Source organism: Nostocoides sp., from assembly GCF_037045025.1.
In the GTDB taxonomy this organism is placed as follows: domain Bacteria; phylum Actinomycetota; class Actinomycetes; order Actinomycetales; family Dermatophilaceae; genus Nostocoides_A.
Genome location: NZ_JBAOHM010000015.1, coordinates 462,498 through 482,247, shown reverse-complemented (window position 1 = coordinate 482,247; position 19,750 = coordinate 462,498). Strand labels below are relative to the sequence as shown.

General features: G+C 67.0%; 18 protein-coding genes. 12 read left to right on the top strand and 6 right to left on the bottom strand.

Going from position 1 to position 19,750, the window contains the following annotated elements; genetic code table 11:
- Nucleotides 1-30 precede the first annotated feature (30 nt).
- Nucleotides 31-966, top strand: a complete 936-nt coding sequence (locus V9G19_RS21310; protein WP_462287407.1) for an aldo/keto reductase — start codon at nucleotides 31-33, stop codon at nucleotides 964-966.
- Nucleotides 967-1,018: 52 nt separating this feature from the next.
- Here V9G19_RS21310 and V9G19_RS21305 read toward each other — a convergent pair whose 3' ends face one another.
- Entirely contained in the window at nucleotides 1,019-1,441 is a 423-nt protein-coding gene (locus V9G19_RS21305; RefSeq protein ID WP_462287406.1) for a hypothetical protein, read from the bottom strand.
- Between the two features lie 51 nt (nucleotides 1,442-1,492).
- On the opposite strand from V9G19_RS21305, the gene V9G19_RS21300 reads away from it, so the two are divergent.
- Nucleotides 1,493-1,660 (top strand): hypothetical protein, encoded by a 168-nt coding sequence (locus V9G19_RS21300; RefSeq protein ID WP_462287405.1) that lies wholly within the window; start codon nucleotides 1,493-1,495, stop codon nucleotides 1,658-1,660.
- 82 nt (nucleotides 1,661-1,742) lie between these two features.
- Here the strand turns inward: V9G19_RS21300 and V9G19_RS21295 are convergent, their stop codons facing one another.
- Nucleotides 1,743-2,039 (bottom strand): DUF1905 domain-containing protein, encoded by a 297-nt coding sequence (locus V9G19_RS21295; protein WP_462287404.1) that lies wholly within the window; start codon nucleotides 2,037-2,039, stop codon nucleotides 1,743-1,745.
- Between the two features lie 141 nt (nucleotides 2,040-2,180).
- Between V9G19_RS21295 and V9G19_RS21290 the strand changes: the two genes are divergently transcribed.
- The 4 genes from V9G19_RS21290 to V9G19_RS21275 all read left to right on the top strand — a co-directional run bounded on the left by V9G19_RS21290 (nucleotide 2,181) and on the right by V9G19_RS21275 (nucleotide 4,860).
- Nucleotides 2,181-2,429 carry a hypothetical protein gene (locus V9G19_RS21290; protein ID WP_462287403.1) on the top strand — a complete coding sequence of 83 codons (249 nt, stop codon included), beginning with the start codon at nucleotides 2,181-2,183 and terminating at the stop codon, nucleotides 2,427-2,429.
- Between the two features lie 121 nt (nucleotides 2,430-2,550).
- Complete coding sequence (locus V9G19_RS21285; RefSeq protein WP_462287402.1) at nucleotides 2,551-3,471, top strand: 5,10-methylenetetrahydrofolate reductase; 921 nt, start codon at nucleotides 2,551-2,553, stop codon at nucleotides 3,469-3,471.
- 49 nt (nucleotides 3,472-3,520) lie between these two features.
- On the top strand, nucleotides 3,521-4,480 hold the full coding sequence (locus tag V9G19_RS21280) for an LLM class F420-dependent oxidoreductase (protein WP_462287401.1): 960 nt from the start codon (nucleotides 3,521-3,523) through the stop codon (nucleotides 4,478-4,480).
- Between the two features lie 8 nt (nucleotides 4,481-4,488).
- Nucleotides 4,489-4,860: a DUF2255 family protein gene (locus V9G19_RS21275; RefSeq protein WP_462287400.1), complete on the top strand. Its 372-nt coding sequence runs from the start codon at nucleotides 4,489-4,491 to the stop codon at nucleotides 4,858-4,860.
- A gap of 19 nt (nucleotides 4,861-4,879) precedes the next feature.
- On the opposite strand, the gene V9G19_RS21270 is transcribed toward V9G19_RS21275, so the two are convergent.
- The 3 genes from V9G19_RS21270 to rhaI are packed head-to-tail and all read right to left on the bottom strand — an operon-like array spanning nucleotide 4,880 to nucleotide 9,587.
- On the bottom strand, nucleotides 4,880-6,319 hold the full coding sequence (locus V9G19_RS21270) for a rhamnulokinase (protein ID WP_462287399.1): 1,440 nt from the start codon (nucleotides 6,317-6,319) through the stop codon (nucleotides 4,880-4,882).
- Nucleotides 6,320-6,323: 4 nt separating this feature from the next.
- Nucleotides 6,324-8,366, bottom strand: coding sequence for a bifunctional aldolase/short-chain dehydrogenase (locus V9G19_RS21265; RefSeq protein ID WP_462287398.1), 2,043 nt, complete (start codon nucleotides 8,364-8,366; stop codon nucleotides 6,324-6,326).
- A 54-nt stretch (nucleotides 8,367-8,420) separates the two neighbouring features.
- On the bottom strand, nucleotides 8,421-9,587 hold the full coding sequence (rhaI, locus tag V9G19_RS21260) for an L-rhamnose isomerase (RefSeq protein WP_462287397.1): 1,167 nt from the start codon (nucleotides 9,585-9,587) through the stop codon (nucleotides 8,421-8,423).
- Between the two features lie 235 nt (nucleotides 9,588-9,822).
- Here rhaI and V9G19_RS21255 point away from each other — a divergent pair, with 235 nt between their 5' ends.
- The 6 genes from V9G19_RS21255 (at nucleotide 9,823) to V9G19_RS21230 (ending at nucleotide 18,727) form a co-directional block, all read left to right on the top strand.
- Nucleotides 9,823-10,794 (top strand): LacI family DNA-binding transcriptional regulator, encoded by a 972-nt coding sequence (locus V9G19_RS21255; protein WP_462287396.1) that lies wholly within the window; start codon nucleotides 9,823-9,825, stop codon nucleotides 10,792-10,794.
- Between the two features lie 349 nt (nucleotides 10,795-11,143).
- Nucleotides 11,144-12,355, top strand: a complete 1,212-nt coding sequence (locus V9G19_RS21250) for an ABC transporter substrate-binding protein (RefSeq protein WP_462287395.1) — start codon at nucleotides 11,144-11,146, stop codon at nucleotides 12,353-12,355.
- 19 nt (nucleotides 12,356-12,374) lie between these two features.
- Complete coding sequence (locus V9G19_RS21245; protein WP_462287394.1) at nucleotides 12,375-13,292, top strand: carbohydrate ABC transporter permease; 918 nt, start codon at nucleotides 12,375-12,377, stop codon at nucleotides 13,290-13,292.
- A gap of 2 nt (nucleotides 13,293-13,294) precedes the next feature.
- Nucleotides 13,295-14,122, top strand: coding sequence for a carbohydrate ABC transporter permease (locus V9G19_RS21240; RefSeq protein WP_462287393.1), 828 nt, complete (start codon nucleotides 13,295-13,297; stop codon nucleotides 14,120-14,122).
- Nucleotides 14,122-16,395 carry a glycoside hydrolase family 3 N-terminal domain-containing protein gene (locus tag V9G19_RS21235; protein WP_462287392.1) on the top strand — a complete coding sequence of 758 codons (2,274 nt, stop codon included), beginning with the start codon at nucleotides 14,122-14,124 and terminating at the stop codon, nucleotides 16,393-16,395. The genes V9G19_RS21240 and V9G19_RS21235 overlap by 1 nt, the downstream gene beginning before the upstream one ends.
- Before the next feature lie 34 nt (nucleotides 16,396-16,429).
- Nucleotides 16,430-18,727, top strand: coding sequence for a family 78 glycoside hydrolase catalytic domain (locus V9G19_RS21230; RefSeq protein ID WP_462287391.1), 2,298 nt, complete (start codon nucleotides 16,430-16,432; stop codon nucleotides 18,725-18,727).
- Here the strand turns inward: V9G19_RS21230 and V9G19_RS21225 are convergent.
- A complete protein-coding gene (locus V9G19_RS21225) occupies nucleotides 18,724-19,743 on the bottom strand; it encodes a LacI family DNA-binding transcriptional regulator (RefSeq protein ID WP_462287390.1) in 1,020 nt (339 codons plus the stop codon). The genes V9G19_RS21230 and V9G19_RS21225 overlap by 4 nt on opposite strands.
- Between the last annotated feature and the right edge of the window lie 7 nt (nucleotides 19,744-19,750).

The following is a 19,750-nucleotide window of genomic DNA, read 5'->3' as shown; positions in this document are numbered from 1 at the left end:
GAGGCCACCGAGGATCGCTAGGGTGAGCGGGTGAGGACGAGGAAGATCGGTCAACTCGAGGTCTCGGCCGTCGGGCTCGCCGCCATGGGCTTTAGCCACGGCTTCGGCCCGGGTGTGCCCGACGACGAGGCCGTGGCGCGGATGCGCCGGGCATACGAGCTGGGCTGCACCCACTTCGACACAGCGGAGGGCTATGAGCACGGGGAGAACGAACGCCTGGTCGGCACGGCGGTCGCACCCTTTCGCGATCACGTCGTCCTCGCAACCAAGCTGTTCGTCCACCCGGCGCGCACGCTGGGCGAGCTCGGCAACCAAATCCGTCAGCATCTGCACGCCTCGCTGCAGCGGCTGGGCACCGACCACATCGAGCTCTACTACCAACACCGGGTGCCCGACACGATCCCGGTCGAGGACGTCGCCGGAGTCATGGGCGAACTGATCGCCCAGGGACTGATCGGCGGCTGGGGCCAGGCGCAGGCCAGCGCCGAGCAGATCCGGCGCGCGCACGCGGTGACCCCGTTGACCGCGGTGCAGAGCGAATACTCGATGATGGAGCGCTCCGTCGAGGCCGAGGTGCTCCCGGCGTGCGAGGAGCTGGGCATCGGCTTCGTCCCGGTCAGCCCGCTGGCCAGCGGCTTCCTCTCCGGCCGCGTCAGGGCCGGGGATAGCGGCGACGCGCGCCGCGCCGTGGCCCACTTCGACCCCGACGTCATCGCGGCCAACCAGCCCCTGGTTGACTTCCTGCACCGGCTCGCGGCCGACCACGACGTGACGCCCGCCCAGCTGGCGTTGGCCTGGATGCTGCACAAGAAGCCGTTCATCGCCCCGATCCCGGGGTCGCGCGAACGCGAGCGGATCCAGGAGAACCTCGCGGCCGCCGATCTCGAGCTGACCGCGACCGAGTTCGAGCGGATCGAGGCGGAGTTGGGTGAGCTTGACGACGGCGATCGGCGCGGCGCGGGGTGACCCTGCCCGAGCCCGGATGAGCGATGATGGCACCGGGGGTGAAACCGTGCGCTCAGCCCACCGCCGTCGGGCGCAGCGCCCGGTGGATGACGTCCCGCAAGGTTCCCGGTGCCTGCTCGGCGGGCAGGCCGCCGGTGGCAATGGCCCCGATGAAGCCGTCCTCTAGGGCCAGCAACCAGCTGATGGCCTGCTCCGCCGACCAGTCGGTGCGCACCTGACCGCAGTCCCGGGCCCGCTCCATCCACGGCAGTAGGCCCGAGCGGAGGGAGGTCTGCTCGACGGCCAAGACGGCTGCCACGTCGGGGTGAGTCAGCGCTCCGGCCACGGCGGTGACGAAGCCCGGAACGCGGGGATCGGCGGCCTCGTTCTGCAGCCGGTCGGCGTGGTCGAGCAGGACATCCAAGCGCTGGCGTTGGGTCGGCTCAGCCGAACGCCAGGACCCCAGCCGGGCGGCGCCGACCGGGGCCGGGCACATCTGCTCGCCCTTCTGATTCCTCTTCTCATCGGCGCGCTCACCCTGTATCTGGTGGATCTCGCCAGCCTCTCGTGGCTGGCCCTGGCCGCCACCTGCCTCGTGGCCCTCGGCGCCGCCGTGGCCTTGGCGCTGCTGTCCAGGACGTCGTGGTGGCTCCCACCATCCCCCGCGATGGCAGCGCTCGGAGCCATGCTGATGCGCTCGATTAACGCGTTCTAGACCCCGCTCGCCGATGGTGTCAGCCCGACCGAAAAGGCCGCCCACAACATCGGCTTTCTCGGGCTGATCCTGCTTCTCCTGCTCAGCGCAGGTCGTCATCCGCGACGTGCACGGTCAGCTCGATGACGTCACCGAGGTCAAGGTCCTCGGCCCGCCGGACGCGGACCTTGAGCGGGACGAGGTAGCGGCCCTGGCGGGGCATCAGCGCCGTAGTGAAGCGTGTGCCGCCCACGGTGACGGTGGCCGGGATGCACCCCCAGCCGTAGCTGAGTTCGGGTTGTTCCCGCAGCGTGGTCGAGTCCGCTGCGGACATGACGACGAACAGGTGTGGCGCCGGGCCGCGCCACTCGATGATTTCGCCTGCGACGCGAAACTCCACGCCGCCACCGTATGCCGTTGCTGAGTCAGCTGGCTTGCGGTGACCCTCAGATGCACACCTCCACCGAGCTCGTCCTGTGGCTCGGTCTGGTGATCGCGGCGGGCGCTTTCATCCAGTCGGCGATCGGGTTCGGCGTCCCGGATGCGATCGACGCTCGCCGTCTCGTTCATCGTCGGCAGCGCGATGTCCGCTCTTGGGCTGGCGCAGGCCGGCGAGCTGGGCGCCACCGATGCCCGCGCCGCGCTGATCTGGGCCCCCTTCATGCTGCTCGGGTATGCCGCCTCCGGCCAGCTCCGTCGCCGCCTGGCCGAGTCGGGGATGCGCCACGCGGTGCTGACCTTCTGCGTCGTGTCCGCGGTCGTGATCCTCATCCGCGCGCTTCTGCCATAACGGACCGGCACTCGGCTCGCTCGGCACCGGCTGCCTCGGCGCCGACGTCACGGTGCCGAAGCCGGTCCCGTTCCGCGACACCCCGGCCGGACGGCCGGGCGGGATGCGTAGCCTTCCCTGTGTGAACGGCGACTTCGCGACCACCTTGCACCGGCGAGCGGTGCCCCTCCTGTTCGGGGTCACCCCGCCACGTGCGTCGGTGACCCGTGAGCAGGTCGAGCAGATCGCCCAGGCAACCTTGGCCCGGCTGGACGGGATGACCCTCGATGGCCTGGTGCTCTATGACCTGGACGACGAGAGCGACCGCACCGAGGAGGTGCGGCCCTTTCCCTACCTGCCGACGATGGACCCCGCCGACTTCCTGACCCGGGGCCTCGCCGGCTGGGGCGGTCCGGTGATCGTTTATCGCAGCGTCGGCAAATACTGCGAGCAGGAGTTCACCGCCTGGCTGGACGCGGTCCCGCCCGGGCAGGCGACGGTTCTCGTCGGTGCCTCCTCCAGCAACAAGCAGGTCAAGCTGCGCCTGCCGGACGCGCTGCGGATCTGCCGCAGCCGGCGTCCGGACGTCCCCGTCGGCGCGGTAGCGATCCCCGAGCGGCATACGGCCAAGGAGAATGAGCACGAGCGGATCTTGGAGAAACAGCATGCGGGAGCATCGTTTTTCGTCAGCCAGGTGATCTATGACGCCTCGGCGGCCAAAAGCTTGGCCTCCGACTACACGTATGGCTGCCAGGACCGGGGGCTGACGCCGGCGAGGATCTTCTTCACCTTGTCGCTGTGCGGCTCGCTCAAGACGCTGAGCTTCCTGGAGTGGCTCGGCGTCGAGGTTCCCCGCTGGCTGCGCAACGAACTCACCCACGCCCGCGACCCGCTCGGCCTGTCGGTCGTCCATGCCCTCGACACCGCGCGCGAACTGCGCGCCTTCTGCGACCACCTCGGCCTGCCGTGCGGCTTCAACGTCGAGAGCGTCTCGAACCGGCGGGTCGAGATCGAGGCGGCGGTGCACGTCGCCCGCCAGCTCGCCTTCGAGACCGGCCGCTGACCTGCCCCGACCCCGCGCGTGGCCCCGGGAGCCGGAGTAGCGTGGCGGCATGACGCGGCTCGGCTACCAGATCCCGAACTTCACCTACCCCGGCGTCGGCAGCGGCGAGTTGTTCGAGGCGATCGCGCGCCAGGCGGTCGAGGCCGAGGAGAGCGGCTTCGACACCGTGCTGGTGATGGACCACTTCTATCAACTGCCCTTGCTCGGGGCGCCCGACAACGCGATGCTCGAGTGCTACACACTGCTCTCCGCGTTGTCGCAGCGCACCTCCCGCGTGCGCCTCGGGGCACTGGTCACCGGCAACACCTATCGCCATCCCACGCTGTTGGCCAAGGTCGTCACGGCGCTCGACGTCGTCTCGCAGGGGCGCGCACAGTTGGGCATCGGGGCGGGCTGGTTCGAGCTCGAGCACGAGCGCCTCGGCTTCGAGTTCGGCACGTTCACCGACCGTTTCGAGCGGCTCGAAGAGGCCCTCCAAATCATCCTGCCGATGCTGCGCGGCGAGCGTCCCAGCCTCGACGGCAGCTGGTATGCCGTGCGCGACGCGATCAACTCCCCGGCGCCGGTCGGGCGCATCCCGGTGATGATCGGCGGAGCCGGGGAGAAGAAGACCCTCCGCATGGTCGCGCAGTATGCCGATGACTCCAACATCATCTGCGCCGTCGAGGACATCCCGCGCAAGCTGGCGGCGCTCGACGAGCACTGCGAACGGCTAGGGCGGGATCGCTCGCAGATCACCGTGACCTACCAGACGAGCGCCTGCCTTGCCCCGACCCACGAAGAGGCGGAGCGAGAGTTCGCCGAAACCGTCGAGCGCATCCCCGAGCTGGGGGCGCGGCGAGCATCGGCGATCGTGGGTGATCCGGGTGAGGTGGCCGCGGCATACCAGCGGATCTTGGCTGCCGGGGTCGACGGGGTCACGGTCAACGCCCCGGCCAACTGCCACATCCCGGGCCGGGTTCGGCTGCTCGGCGAGACCCTGGCCCCGCTTATCAACCCCGCGGAATGATAGCGGCCATGAACACTTGGAAGTCGGCCGACGTCGCCAACATCGTCGGCCAGGAGGAGATTCACATCCGAACTCGACGCGCCGACGGGAGCCTGCGCCGCCCGCGAATCATCTGGGTGGTCGGCGGCGGGGAGCGGATCTTCATCCGCTCGACCAACGGTCGCGGCGCGGACTGGTTCCGGTGGGCGATCGCCACCCGCGAGGGAGCGCTGGAGGCGCGCGGAGCGGCATACGACGTCGTCTTCCGCGAAGCGGACCCGGCCGATCTGGCGACGATCGACGCCGGCTATCGGGAGAAATATGGTCGTTATGCCTCGATCGTCGACCACCTGCTGACCGACGGGCCCCGGGCGGCCACGTTCGAGGTCTTCCCCGCCTGACCGGCCGGTAGACAGGCCGTCACTGCAGCGGCGTGAACGTCGCCAGGTCGTGGGTCGCGCGGACCAGCTCACGCAGGTCCGCCAGGCTCGGGCCCGCCAGGCCCGCCGTGCGGGCTTGAATCAAGACGTTGCCCAGCGCGGTCGCCTCGACCGGGCCGGCCAGCACGTGGCGACCGGACCGGTCGGCGATGGCCTGACACAGCAGGGCGTTTTGCGAGCCGCCGCCCACGACATGGATGGTGTCGATCGTCCGGCCGGCCACGCCGGCGGCGGTCTCGATCGCCGATGCGTATGCTGCGGCCAGGCTCTCGATGATCGTCCGGATGGTCTCGGGCTGAGTCTGTGGCGATGCCACCGCATGCTCGGCGCACCAGGACTCGATTCGGGCGGGCATGTCGCCGGGGGGTTGGAAGCGCGGATCTTGGACGTCCACGATCGGAACACGGGAGGCCGGGACCTCGGCCGCCGCACGCAGCACCTCGGGGAGTTCGGCTCGCTGGCCGGCGCCCGCCCACGTGCGCAAGGTCTCGCTGAGCAGCCAGGTACCCATCGCATTGGTCAGGAAGCGCGTGGTTCCGTCGACTCCCCCTTCATTGGTGAAGTTCGCCATCCACGCGGTGTCGGTAAGGACGGGGGCCGGGAGTTCAAGACCGACGAGACCCCATGTGCCGGAGGAGATGTAGGCCGCGTCTTCGCCTTCCAAGGGCGCGCCGACGATCGCGGAGGCCGTGTCGTGCGAGCCGACCGCGACGACGGGGACGCCAGCCAGGCCGGTGCGATCGCCGGCCTCGCCGGCGATCACCCCCGTCCGGGCCCCGGGGTCGACAATGCCGGGGAAGAGCGACGGGCCCAGACCGAGCGTGGTGATCAGGTCGCGATCCCAGTGGCCGGTGCGGACATCGAGGAGGCCGGTGGTCGAGGCGTTCGTGCGCTCGGCGACTTGGGCGCCGGTGAGCCAGGAGGCGACGAGGTCGGGCATGAGGAGGAGCCGGTCGGCGTCGGCGAGGTGCTCCTCCGCTGCCAGCTGGTAGAGCGTGTTGAAGGGCAGGTACTGAAGTCCGGTGCGCCGGTATAGGTCCCCCTGATTGATGCGAGCGTGCACCCGCTCCGGCCCGACCGTGCAGCGACGTTCGTCACGGTAATGGAAGGGTTCAGCGACGAGCACGCCGCCGCGAACGAGCCCATAGTCGACCGCCCACGTGTCCACCCCGACACTGGTCAGGCCCTCGTCGCCGGCGAAGTCACGGGCGGCAGCGAGGCCGTCGAGGACATGACTGCGCAGCGCGGCGACGTCCCAGTGCAGTCCGTCCGCGCGGGTGACCGCCCCATTCGGGAAGCGGGCCACCTGCGTGACGTCGAGGGTGCCCGGGCCAACCCGACCGACCATGACGCGCCCCGAGGACGCACCGAGGTCGACCGCGGCGACCTGCACCGAGGACGGCAATCCGGCGGCTGGCATGCGGTTAACGGAGGAAGGCGGCGGCGACGCCGGAGTCGACGGGGATGTGCAGTCCCGTGGTCTGGGTGAGGTCGGGACCCACGAGCGCGAAAACCGCTGCGGCGCAATGCTCGGGAAGTACTTCCTTCTTCAGGAGGGTCCGCTGGGCATAGAAGGCGCCGAGGTCTTTCTCCTCCACTCCATACATCGCGGCACGGTTGGCGCCCCAGCCGCCGGCGAAGATGCCGGAGCCGGCGACGACGCCGTCGGGATTGATCCCGTTGACGCGAATGCCGTGCTCGCCGAGTTCGGCGGCGAGGAGGCGCACCTGGTGCGCCTGGTCGGCCTTGACCGCCGAGTAGGCGATGTTGTTGGTGCCCGCGAAGATCGAGTTCTTGGACGAGATGTAGACGATGTCACCGCCCAGGCCTTGGTCGATGAGCACTTTGGCCGCCGTGCGGGCGACGAGGAAGGAGCCGCGTGCCATGACGTTGTGCTGCCTGTCCCAATCGGTGACGGTGGTGTCCAGCAACGACTTCGACAGCGACAGACCTGCGTTGTTGACGACGATGTCAATCCCACCGAAAGCGAGCACTGCCGCGTCGACCATGCCCTGGACGGCGTTTTCGTCGGACACATCGGCTGCCACACCGATTGCAGTGTCGCCGCCGCCGATCTGGGCGGCCGCGTCCCGCCCCTTCGCCAACGAAAGGTCGCCGATGACGACGCACGCCCCTTCGGCCGCCAAGCGGGTGGCGATGGCCTTGCCGATGCCCGAGGCAGCGCCGGTGACCAGGGCGATCCGGGTGGCGAGCGGCTTCGGCTTGGGCAATCGCTGGAGCTTGGCCTCCTCAAGGGCCCAGTACTCGATCCGGAACTTCTCCGACTCCTCGATCGGCGCATAGGTTGAGAGCCCTTCCGCGCCACGCATGACGTTGATGGCGTTGACATAGAACTCGCCGGCCACGCGGGCGGTCTGTTTGTCCTTACCGAAGGAGAACATCCCGACGCCGGGGACAAGGACGATCAGCGGGTCGGCGCCGCGGATGGCGGGGGAATCGGCGGTGGCGTGCCGGTCGTAGTAGGCCTGGTAGTCGGCGCGGTAGTGTCGATGCAGGTCCTTGAGACGGGTGAGCATCCTCTCCGCGGGCGTGGTGCCCGGCAGGTCGAGGACCAGCGGCTTGACCTTGGTGCGCAGGAAGTGGTCTGGGCAGGATGTGCCGAGGTCGGCGAGGCGAGGATGTGCTTCGCGGGCAAGGAAGTCGAGCACGACGTCGGAGTCGGTGAAGTGGCCGACCATCGGATTGTCCGTGCTCGCGAGGCCCCGGATGGTGGGGGCGATCGCGGCTGCCTTGGCGCGCCGCTCGGCCTCGGGGAGAGCGGCATACCCGGGAAGGACCGGACCGAAGGGCTCGGGCTTGGAGTGCTCGGCGATATGCGCTGCGGCGGTGTCGATGATCCACAGCGAGTTGCGCTCGCATTCCTCGCTGGTTTGGCCCCAGGAGGTGATGCCGTGGCCGCCGAGGATCGCGCCGACCGCCTCTGGGTGTTCGTCGTGGACCTTGGCCGTGTCGAGACCGAGCTGGAACCCCGGTCTGCGCCACGGAATCCAGGCAACCTTGTCGCCGAAGATCTCCTTGGTCAGCTGCTCGCCGTCTGCCGCGGTGGCGATGGCGATGCCGGAATCGGGGTGGAGGTGATCCACGTGCGGGGCAGTGACAAGTCCGTGGCTCGCCGTGTCGATTGACGGGGCGGCCCCGCCCTTGCCGTGCAGGCAGTAATCGAAGGCGGCGACCATCTGGTCCTCGTCTTCCACACCCGGGTAGACATCGACCAGCGCGCGCATTCGGTCTAGCCGCAGCACGGCGAGGCCCTCGGACGTCAATGTCCCGAGGTCGCCGCCGGAGCCCTTGACCCAAAGGAGTTCAACGGACTGACCCGTTACCGGGTCCGTGTCCGTGCCTTTGGCGGAGGTGTTGCCGCCGGCGTAGTTGGTGTTCTTGGGATCGGCGCCGAGGCGGTTGGACCGCTCGATCAGTTGAACGACAGTCGGGTTCGGCTCAGTCATGTCAGTTCGGTTCCTGGTGGGTGGAGCGAAGTGGGGGAGAACTTCATGGAGTATTTAGGGGCCCCAGCCGGCCTGGGTGCCACCGACGCGATCGGCGGCGATCCGGTCGAGGTAGCCGCTTGCCGTGAAGGCGGTCATGGGGTCGCCTGGTAAACCCCGGTTCTCTCGCCAGCCGGCGAGGTCGGCGCGGACGTCGGTGGTAAAAGCGTCCATAAAGACCTGGTTGGCGCCGAGCACGTCGTTGGCCAGCCGGGCGCGGGTGAGTGCGTCTCGGTCGAGCAGCAACGCCTTCGCGGTCATCTCCTGGACGTTGAGGACCGAGCGGATCTGGCCGGGAATCTTGTCCTCGATGTTGTGGCATTGATCGAGCATGAGAGCGACTCCGGAGTCGGGAGCTAGCCCGCCGCCGCCGACGACCTCGACCATGATCCGGTAGAGCTGGAAGGGATCGGCGGCGCCGACAATCAGGTCATCGTCGGCATAGAAACGGCTGTTGAAGTCGAAGGATCCGAGCTTGCCGAGTCTCATCAACGACGTGACGATCTGCTCGATGTTCGTTCCGGGAGCGTGGTGTCCGGTGTCCAGGCAGACGAAGGCCTTCTCTCCCAGCGCTAGCACGTGCGCGTAGGCCGTGCCCCAGTCCGGAACGTCGGTCGCGTAGAACGCAGGCTCGAAGAACTTGTACTCCAGGACAAGACGCTGGTCGTCGCCCAACTGGTCGTAGATCTCGCGGAGGGAGGTGGCGAGGGTGTCTTGCCGCTGGCGTAGATCGTTCTGCCCTGGGTAGTTCGCCCCGTCGGCAAGCCAGATCTTCAGGTCGCGCGAGCCGGTTGCGGTCATGATCTCCAGGCAGTCGACGTGGTGCTGGACAGCCTGTTTGCGCACGCGCTCGTCGGCGCTGGTCAGGGAGCCGAACTTGTAGGACTCGTTTTGGAAGGTGTTGGAGTTGACGGTGCCGAGCGCGACACCGAGGTCGGCGGCATACGAACTCAATGCGGTGTAGTCATCGACCGCGTCCCACGGGATGTGCAATGCGACCTTCGGTGCCAGGCCGGTGTGAGAGTGCACCTGCGCTGCGTCGGCGATCTTCTCCTCAATCGTGCGTGGCGTGCCGGCGGCCCCCCAGACGCGGAACCGGGTGCCGGAGTTGCCGTAGGCCCACGAAGGGACTTCGATGGCCAACGCGTCCAAGGCGGGCGCTACCTGATCGAAGTCAGTCACTGACGTCCTCCCCCTCGAGTCTTAATGATGTGATGGCGAGTTTGAAAGGTTTCATTTGACAGCTTAGCAACGCCGGAGAAGGGCGGTCAACCCAGCCGGCCCGATCGCACGCCGTCGCGTGGATCTGCGCCGGGTATCGTTCGAGGCCCGTGGGCGTGTTGAGGCCACGACGAGACGAACGGACCAGGAGCAGGTGACTCTCTCGAATCCAGAGGCGCGAGCTTCGATCCGTGATGTGGCCGCTGCTGCGGGTGTCTCGCGCTCGGCGGTCTCCAAGGTCATCCGCAATGCCTATGGCGTCAGCCCGGCCATGCGCGCGCGTGTGGAGGCGGCGATCGCCGAACTGGACTACCGCCCGAGTGTGGCGGCTCGGGCGATGAGAGGGGCGAGTTTTACGCTCGGCGTCGAGGTTCCCGGGCTCAGCAGCGACTTCTTCGCCATGGTCATCAACGGCGCCAATGCCCGGCTCCTAGGTACGCCCTACCAGCTCATCATCGCGCCGGGCCTGGGCCGCAGCCCGGGCGAACGGGTGCTCGATTCGCTCCTGGATCGCCAGGTCGACGGCATCGTCGCCATTGCCTCGGAGTTGTCCTTGGCGAGCCTCGAACGTGTTGGCGCCCAACGACCGTTGGTCTTGCTCGGCCGTCACGACCGTTCCCTTCAGTTCGATACGGTCGCCGGCGACGATGTCGCCGGCGCCAACCTCATCATGGATCACCTTTTTGGGCTGGGTCACCGCAGAATCACTCACGTGACGATCAAGCCCCCGTCTCGCCAATCGCCGCACGCGATGCGGCGCTTGACCTATCGGCGCCGGATGGCCGGCGTCGCGCTCGATGCGGCGGAGGTCTACCTCAGCGGGGATGCTCGGGCGGACTCGCGGCGGATCCAAAATCTACTGCGGCCGGCCGCTCGGCCAACCGCGATCTTCGCCGGGCACGATGCCCTGGCCCTCGCGGTGCTACGGGAATGCGCGGCTCTCGGTCTCGGTCCCCGCGATGTCGCGGTTGTCGGCTACGACGACACGCCGATCGCCGGGCACCCATTCGTCGACCTTACTTCTGTGGATCAGCACGGGGCGCAGATGGGGGAGTTGGCGGTCGAGTTCCTTCTTGCCCGGATCACGGGGGATCCAGGACACATCCGTCGGCAGCGACGGGCCCCAGTCCTTCGCATCCGCGGCTCCAGCGCGGCTGCCGGCGCCTGATTTCCGCGCGCGCGCCGATGCGGCGCTGCGGCCGAGCCCGTCACCATGGACGAGGACGCCCTCCGGTTGCCCGATCTCGAGATCTCGGAATTGAAACGTTTTGTAGATCGGTTGACAGTGGAGTGTGGACCGGTCCACAATCGAGCTAGGGCCAACATTCCAGGATCACCTGGCCAGGCCGAGCAAGGGGCGACGGAGCCGATCGTCGCCACGGACGAGCGGAGATGCGATGGAGCCCAGGAGACGAACTCGGCACGCGGCAGGTGCCCTCGCGCTGGCGACATGCCTGACCTTGAGTGGTTGTGCTGCCGGAAGCTTTGGATCCAGCGGCCAGGACGGCCCCGGGTCGGTGACCATCACCTTCCTTACGCTCAACGGCGAGCAGAGCGTCGCGAGCGCCAACGCGATCATCACGGCCTTCACCGCGGCAAACCCCGACGTCAATGTCAAGCTCGACACCCGACCGGGTGGTTCCGACGGTGACAACAGCGTCAAGACCAAGCTGGCCACCGGCGAGATGGCCGAGGTCTTCCTGTTCAACACCGGTTCGCTTATGCAAACCCTCAAGCCCGAGCGCAACCTCCTCCCGCTGGACGACCAGCCGTGGGTCGCCGACCTCGAGCAGAGCTTCGCCGACTCGGTCAAGGGCGCCGACGGGAAGCTGTATGGCGGTCCCATCGGCACCGCCTTTGGCGGCGGAGTGCTCTACAACATCCCGCTCTACCAGAAGCTCGGTCTGTCGATCCCGGTGACGTGGGAGGAGTTCATGGCCAACAACGAAAAGGTCAAGGCCGCGGGTGTCACCCCCTTTGAGCAGACTTTCGGTGACAGCTGGACGGCGCAGCTGACCGTTCTCGCTGACTACTACAACGTCGAGGCGGCCGTGCCCGACTTCGCGGCGGCATACACCGCGGGGACCAAGAACTTCTCGAACACGCCCGCGGCACTTCTCGGGTTCGAGCACCTGCAGCAGCTGCGCGACAAGGGCTACCTCAACTCGGACTTCGCATCGGCCCTGATGAACGACGGCCTCAAGGCGGTCGCCGACGGCACAGCTGCGCACTACCCCCAGATCGGGACGGTCGTCTCGGGACTCGAGGGTGTCGCACCCGGCAAATCCAACGACGTGGGCATCTTCGCGATGCCCGGCCCGGACGCGGCCAAGAACGGGCTGACCGTCTGGCCGGGTGACGGCATCTATATCCCTGAAGGCGTCGCCGGGGACCGGCTCAAGGCGGCCAAGGACTTCGTGGCGTTCATCGCCACGCAGGCGGGATGCGACGCGATCGCCGCTGGGTCGCCTCCCCAGGGTCCCTTCCTCGTCAAGACCTGCAAGCTTCCTACGGACGTCTCACAAGTGGCCAAGGATACCCAAAAGTACTTCGACGACGCAAAGACGACTCCTGCGCTGGAGTTCAAGTCCCCCATCAAAGGCCCGGCGCTCGAACAGATTTGCGTACAGATCGGGACCGGCCAGATCGACGCAACGAAGGCGGCCGATCTCTACGACCGCGACGTCAAGAAGCAAGCCCAACAACTCGGCCTCCCCGGCTGGGACTGACCACGGAAGGCACCGCACCATGACTCAAGCCACCGCCGCCGCGGCCGGTCCGCTCGCGCACGCCGCCGCTGGCCGTCCGGCCCGGAAGAAGAGCACCTACCCCTACTACTTCCTCCTGCTGCCCGCCCTGATCTACTTCATCTTCTTCATCCTCCCGACCCTCACCTCGTTCTACTACTCCTTCACCCGCTGGGATCTGTTCACTGCGGAGTGGATCGGCCTGGACAACTACCGGACCTTCTTCCAGGAACAGGCCCTGCTCACCGGTCTGAAGAACACCCTGATTTATGCCGTCATCACCTCAGGGCTCAAGGTCGTCCTCGGCCTGGGCCTAGCCATGCTGTTGACCTCGAAGATCATTGCCAAGGGATACCTGCGCTCGGTCATCTTCTTCCCCGTGTTGGTCAGCTCGATCGGAATTGGCCTGACCTTCACGATCTTGATGAATCCCGAGCGCGGGCTGATCAACTCTACGCTCGGAACAATAGGCATTGGCGGCCCCGGGTGGCTGACCGACCCCAATCTGGCGCTCTACTCGGTCGCCATTGTCGACATCTGGAAGGGCGTCGGGCTCGCGACGGTCATCTTCATCGCCGGACTTGTGTCGATTCCAGGCGAGTACTACGAAGCCGCCGCCCTCGACGGGGCCAACAAGTGGCAGACCTTCCGTAACATCATGCTGCCGCTCTCGCGCCCCGCGATGGCCTCGGTCATCACCTTGTCTTTCATCGGGGGCCTGCGGTCCTTCGACCTGATCTGGGCGATGACCAAAGGGGGACCGGGGTTCGCCTCCGACGTCCTCGCCAGCGTGATCTACAAGCAGTACCAGGCCGGCTTCTATGGGCTGTCGACCGCCGGAAACGTCGTCCTCTTCCTACTCGTCACGATCATCATGGTGCCGCTCACCCGGTGGCTCAATCGCGCCCAGGAGGCCTGAACATGAAAAACACTCGCGGCGTGGTCACCGGCAGTGTCGCCATCGTCTTCACGGCGGTCTTCTTCCTCATTCCCTTCGCCTTCATCCTCCTGACGGCATCGAAGACCAGGACGGAATCGGCTCTGCTGCAGTTCTCCTGGCCGGACAACTTCGTGCTCTTCCAGAACCTCAAGGAAGCCTTCCTCGCCCGCGACTACCTGATGATCATCGCCTTTATCAACAGCGTGATCCTCACCGTCGCCTCGGTGATTCTATTGGTCGTCCTCAGCGCGATGGTCGCCTACATCTGGCAGCGCCGCGCGGGAAAGGCCGGAACGCTGATCGATGCGATGGTCCTGATCGGCCTGATGGTCCCGCCCGCGGTCGTCCCCACGATCTCGGTGTTGCAAACCCTGCACCTGTTCAAGACGATGCCAGGTCTCATCTTCATCGAGGTCGCCTACGGCCTGCCGTTCTGCATCCTGCTCTTCCGGGCCTTCCTGTCCACCATCCCTCGTGAGCTGGACGAGGCGGCAATGATTGACGGAGCCGGGCCGCTGCAGACCTTCTTCCGGGTCATCTTCCCGGTGATGCGATCGGTCGTCGTCACGGTGGTCATCCTCCAGGTCGTGTTCATCTACAACGACTTCCAGAACCCGCTCTACTTCCTCCCCGGCAACACCGCACCAACGATCCAGACGACCCTGCTCAACTTCCAGAGCCAGTTCCTCACGCAGTACCACTTGCTCTTCGCGACCATCCTGCTCGTGACCATCCCACCGCTGATCATGTTCATCTTCTTCAACCGCAAGATCGTCGAGGGCATGGCGTCCGGCTCGGTGAAGGGCTGATGACAGTCGCTGCGGTCGATACCGGTCCACCCCCCTCCGGCCCAGATGCCGGAGTGGAAGACCGGGTCGAGGAGCTACTCGCGCGAATGACCCTGCCGGAGAAGGTCGGCCAGATGCTGGCGCTAGATGCCCGAGGCGACCTCGAGGACATCGTGCGCACCCGGCTCGCCGGCTCCATCCTGCACGTGGCACCCGAGCGGATGATGCCAGCGCACGAACTCGTCGCGAGCACCAGGCTGGGCATCCCCTTGCTCACCGCCGACGACGCGATCCACGGCCACTCCTTCTGGCCCGGCGCGACCATCTTCCCGACCCAGTTGGGTATGGCCTGCTCCTGGGACTCGTCGCTGGTCGAGCGGGTGGCACGCGCGAGCGCGATCGAGGTCGCGGCCACCGGCTTGCATTGGACGCTCTCACCCGTACTGTGCATCGCCAGGGACCTGCGCTGGGGGCGGGTGAACGAGACCTTCGGCGAGGACCCTCATCTGATCGGTGAGCTCGGCGCCGCGATGATCCGCGGCTATCAGGGCGGCGGCCACGAGGACCCGGATGCGATCTTGGCCTGCGCCAAGCATTTCGCCGGCTACTCCGAGACCCAGGGGGGCCGGGACGCGAGTGAGGCGGATCTGAGCCGGCGCAAGCTGCGCGCGTGGTTCCTTCCCCCGTTTGAACGGGCCGTCGCGGCCGGTGCTCGCACCGTCATGCTTGGCTACCAGTCGATTGACGGGGTGCCGATCACGGTCAATCGGTGGCTTCTGGACGACGTCCTCAAGGGTGAGTGGGGTTTCAGTGGGACACTGGTCACGGATTGGGACAACGTCGGGCGGATGGTGTGGGAGCAGGAGGTCTTCCCCGACCTGCCTCGCGCGGCCGCGGCGGCGATCCGCTCGGGCAACGACTTCGTGATGACGACGCCGGCCTTCTTCGAGGGAGCCCTTGAGGCGGTTGCGCACGGACTCGTGACCGAGGCCAACATCGATCGGGCCGTCCGTCGAATCCTGCGGGTCAAGTTCGAACTCGGCCTCTTCGAGAACCCCCGATATCCGAATCCTGTCCGACAGGCCCAGGTGATCGGTTGTGCCGAGCATATGGACCTCGCCCTGGAGGTCGCCCGGCGCTCGCTCGTGCTGTTGCACAACGACGGCACGCTCCCGTTGGTCCCCCGGGATCGGCGACCCGAGCCGAAGCGGATCGCCCTGATCGGGCCCAACGCCGACGACGTCCAGGCCATGCTCGGCGACTGGGCGGGCGAGTCCGGGCAAGTCGACTGGCTTCCGGACGGCCTTCCACGCCATCAGATCCAGACGGTCCTTGATGGGTTCCGTGCGGTGCTGCCCGCCGGTTGGGTGATCACTCATGAACGCGGCGCCGAGATCGGCCACCTCGTTGGTGACCCCGACGGCGAGGTCTTCCCCGACGGCCAGCCACGGCCGCTCGTCTTCACCGCCGCACCGGTGGATGCTGAGCTACTGGATGCGGCGAGTGCGGCCGCTGCCGCGGCCGACTACGTCGTGGTCGTCGTCGGCGATTCCATCGCTTTGACGGGGGAAGGCTGCTCCACGGCAACCTTGGATCTGCAGGGCGGCCAGATCGCCCTCCTAGACGCCGTCTCCGCCACCGGTGTATCGATGATCGTCGTTCTCGCCCAATCAAAGCCGAGCACCTTGCCGGAATCTGCTCTCGGGGCCGCAGCGATCATCGAAGCCTTCAATCCGGGCATGCGGGGTGGACAGGCCATCGCCGAACTCATCTTGGGCATGATCGAGCCCACCGGCCGGCTGCCAATCTCCTTCGCCCGGCACGCCGGCCAACAGCCGGTCTACTACAACCAGATTCGCGGACAACACGGCACTCGGTATGCCGACATGACCCAAGACCCGCTGTTCGCGTTCGGCGAGGGCCTGAGCTACAGCACGGTCGAGTATCGCGAGTTGCGCATCACCAACCCTCGAGTGACAGTCGCGGAAACGCTGTCTGCCACGGTGACGGTGGTCAACACGGGCTCTCGCCCCGTCCTGGAGACCATCCAGGTCTATGTCAGCGATCTCGTTACCAGCGTCACCTGGGCCCAACGCGAGCTGAAGGCCTGGCGGCAGGTGCACCTCGATCCCGGCGAGAGCGTGGCGGTGAAGGTAGTCGTACCGGGAACCGCATGCAGCCTCGTCGACGCCGAAGGCCGGCGCATCGTCGAACCGGGTACCTTTGCGTTGCGTGTCGGCCCGAGTTCGCGGCCCGACACGCACCTCGTCGCAGAGTTCGAAATCACCACTTGACGGTCCATTGCCGGCCAACGAGCGAGGACCCATCGTGCATTCCGCGCTGAGCGGAGCGTCGGCGATCACCGCCGACGCCCAACGTCATGCCGTGATCGGACTCGCCGCGACCTTTTCCCTGGATCAGACGGTTGGCGAGGTCCGTTCGGCCACCTTGTATTCCACGGCTCATGGCGTGTACGAGGCGAGCCTCAACGGCAGGCCGGTCACCGAGTCGGTCCTCAATCCCGGCTGGACGGCTTATGAGTGGCGAGTGCAGGTGCAGTGCTTCGAGGTCACCGCCCTCCTCACTGACGACAACCGGATCCACGTCCGCCTGGCCGGCGGCTGGTTTCGGGGAGACCTCGGCTTCGAACACGCGAACGCCAACTACGGCAACGATATTGCCTTCCTCGCGGCGCTCGTGATCACCTACGTCGACGGCACCGAACAGGTGATCGCCACGTCACCGGAGTGGACCGCGACGACGACGGACACGGCATACGCATCCCTCTATCACGGCCAGACGATCGACGCCCGGCGCCGCTCGGAGTTGGGTTCACGATTGCCCGTGCGCTGCGTGGAGATCGACCGTGGCACTCTCGTGCCGCAGGCGGCCCCACTCGTCGTGCGTCACGAGATCATTCGGCCGCAATCTATCTGGCTCTCCCCGAGCGGCAGGACACTCGTCGACTTTGGCGTGAACCTGGTTGGGTGGGTGCGCTGCACCGTGACTGGCCCGCCGGGCTCCGAGGTCGTCGTCCGGCACGCCGAAGTCCTGGAGCACGGCGAACTCGGCACGCGCCCACTGCGATCGGCCCGGGCCACCGACGTCTTCGTTCTCTCCGGCGCGCAGGATCATTTCGAGCCGACACTGACCTTCCACGGCTTCCGGTATGCCGAGGTCACCGGCTGGCCCGGCACGCTCACCGACGACGATCTTGAGGCCGTCGTCGTCCACTCCGACCTGCGCCGAACCGGTTGGTTTGCATGCTCCGACCCGATGGTCAACCAACTCGTCGCCAACTCGGTGCGCAGCCAAGAGGGCAACTTTCTCGACGTGCCGACGGACTGTCCCCAGCGCGACGAGCGGCTTGGCTGGACCGGCGATATTGCGGCCTACGCGGCAACGGCCTGTTTCCAGTTCGACAGTGCGGATTTCCTCCACAAGTGGCTGCTCGACCTCGCTGCGGAGGTGGCTCACGGCGAGCACGGGTGGGTTCCCCATGTGGTCCCTGACGTCCTGAAGTACGCACACTTTCCGGCGGAGTTCGCGGCAATGGTGGCGCAGTGGGCGGGCGCCACCTGCATCTGGGGCGACGCCGCGGTCTGGGTGCCGCAGGCGTTGTGGTGGGCCTATGGTGATCGCGATCGCCTGGCCACGTACTATCCGGCGATGGTCGCCCACCTAGCGGGAGTCGAGGCGCGACTATCATCGAATGGGTTGTGGGACAGTGGTTTCCAGTTTGCTGACTGGCTCGACCCGGACGCGCCGCCGGAAGCGCCGTGGGACGCCAAGGCCGACAAGGGGGTTGTCGCCACGGCCAGTCTCTATCGCTCGGCGCGCTTCGCTGCCGCAGCCGCGAGGTGGCTCGGCCACCCGGATGTTACCCGGTGGGAGGCTCTCGCCGAGCGCACACGGTCCGCATTCGTCGAGCATTACGTCAGCGCGGGCGGGAGAATCGTCTCCGACTGTGCCACGGTCTATGCCCTCGCCATCCACTTCGGTCTGCTTGACGGTGAGCTGCGCGCCAAGGCGGGCCGCCGGCTCGCGGAGATCGTGCGGGAGCGGAACTATACGGTCTCGACGGGGTTCGCGGGAACGCCCTTCGTCACGTGGGCGCTGTCCGAGACGGGCCAGATTACGGACGCCTACCGCCTTCTGCTGGAACGTCAGTGCCCGTCGTGGTTGTATCCGGTGTCGATGGGGGCGACAACGATTTGGGAGCGTTGGGACTCGATGCTGCCCGGCGGGGAGATCAACCCCGGTGAGATGACGAGCTTCAACCACTACGCCTTGGGAGCGGTTGCGGACTGGCTCTATCAAGTCGTCGCCGGCCTCAGGCCGGCTGAGCCGGGCTACGCCCGAGTGCGGCTGCAACCGACTCCGGGACCTGGCCTCGAGTGGGTCCGAGCTGCCCTGGACAGCCCGCGTGGCCGGATCGAATGCGGCTGGCGTCGCGAGCAGGACGTCATCCGATTCGACGTCAGCCTCCCCGAGGGCCTACCCGCAGATGTCCATCTTCCCGACGGCCGCATCGTGACCATTCCCGGTGGGCGGCGGACCTTCTGGTCCATTTCCCGGGCAGACCCCGCGGCTGATCACACAGGGATGGGGATCGGTTCGGGCTAGCCGAGTGTGGATTCCCGAACGACGAGTTGCGGCACCAGCTGGACCTGCCGGTGGATGTGATCTGCGGCCTGAATCGCCTCGGCGGCAAGGAGTTCCGCAGCCATACGCCCGATCTCGGCTTTTGGCTGCTCGACCGAGGTCAGGGGAACGGCAGCAGCAGCGGCGAATTCGATATCGTCGTAGCCGACAATGGCGAGGTCGCCGGGCACGGACACACCATGCCGGGTCATCTGCTGCAGGAATCCGAGGGCGATCAAGTCGTTGCCGCAGAAGGCGGCCGTCGGCCGTTCCCGCTTGGGCAGGCCGAGGAAGCGCGAGCCCGCCTCGCGCCCATCGTCCACGCGCATCGTTGTCGTCGGCAGGACCCGAAGCGCGTCCGGTGGCAGCCCGGCCCGAGCAGCCGCCCGGCGCGCTCCCGCGAGCCGGTCCATGGACTGGGGGAAGCGCTGGGTATCTCCGACATAAGCCACTCGGATATGGCCCAGATCGAGCACGTGGGTGGTCGCCAGGTCACCTCCCAAGATGTCGTCCACCCCAACGCTGCACCATTTGCTCTCCTCGCCGAACGGTGTCCGGTCGACCATGATGACCGGCAATCCGCGATCGACGAGTTGCCGAAGGCGCGGGTTGGCGGCATTCACTGGCGTAATGCACACGCCCTTGACGCGTTGCTCAAGCAACGCCGCGAGATAATCATCCTCACGGGTTGCGCTCGAGCCGCTGTCACAAATGAAGACCATCGACAGCTGCGCCCTGGCCCCGTCGTCGATGCCCCTGGCAACCTCGGTGAAAAAGGGATTGCCGGCATCGATGACGACGTAGGCAACGATCCGGCTTGCCCCGGCTCGAAGCTGGCGCGCCGAATCGTTGCGGACATACCCCAACTCCGCGATGGCCTCCTCCACTCGCCGGCGTGTTGCGGGGGTGACCAGATCGGGCCGGTTGAGCACATTGGACACCGTGCCCAGCGAGGCTCCGGCGCGTGCCGCGACATCCTTCATCGTCGTTATCGCCACGGCGCCG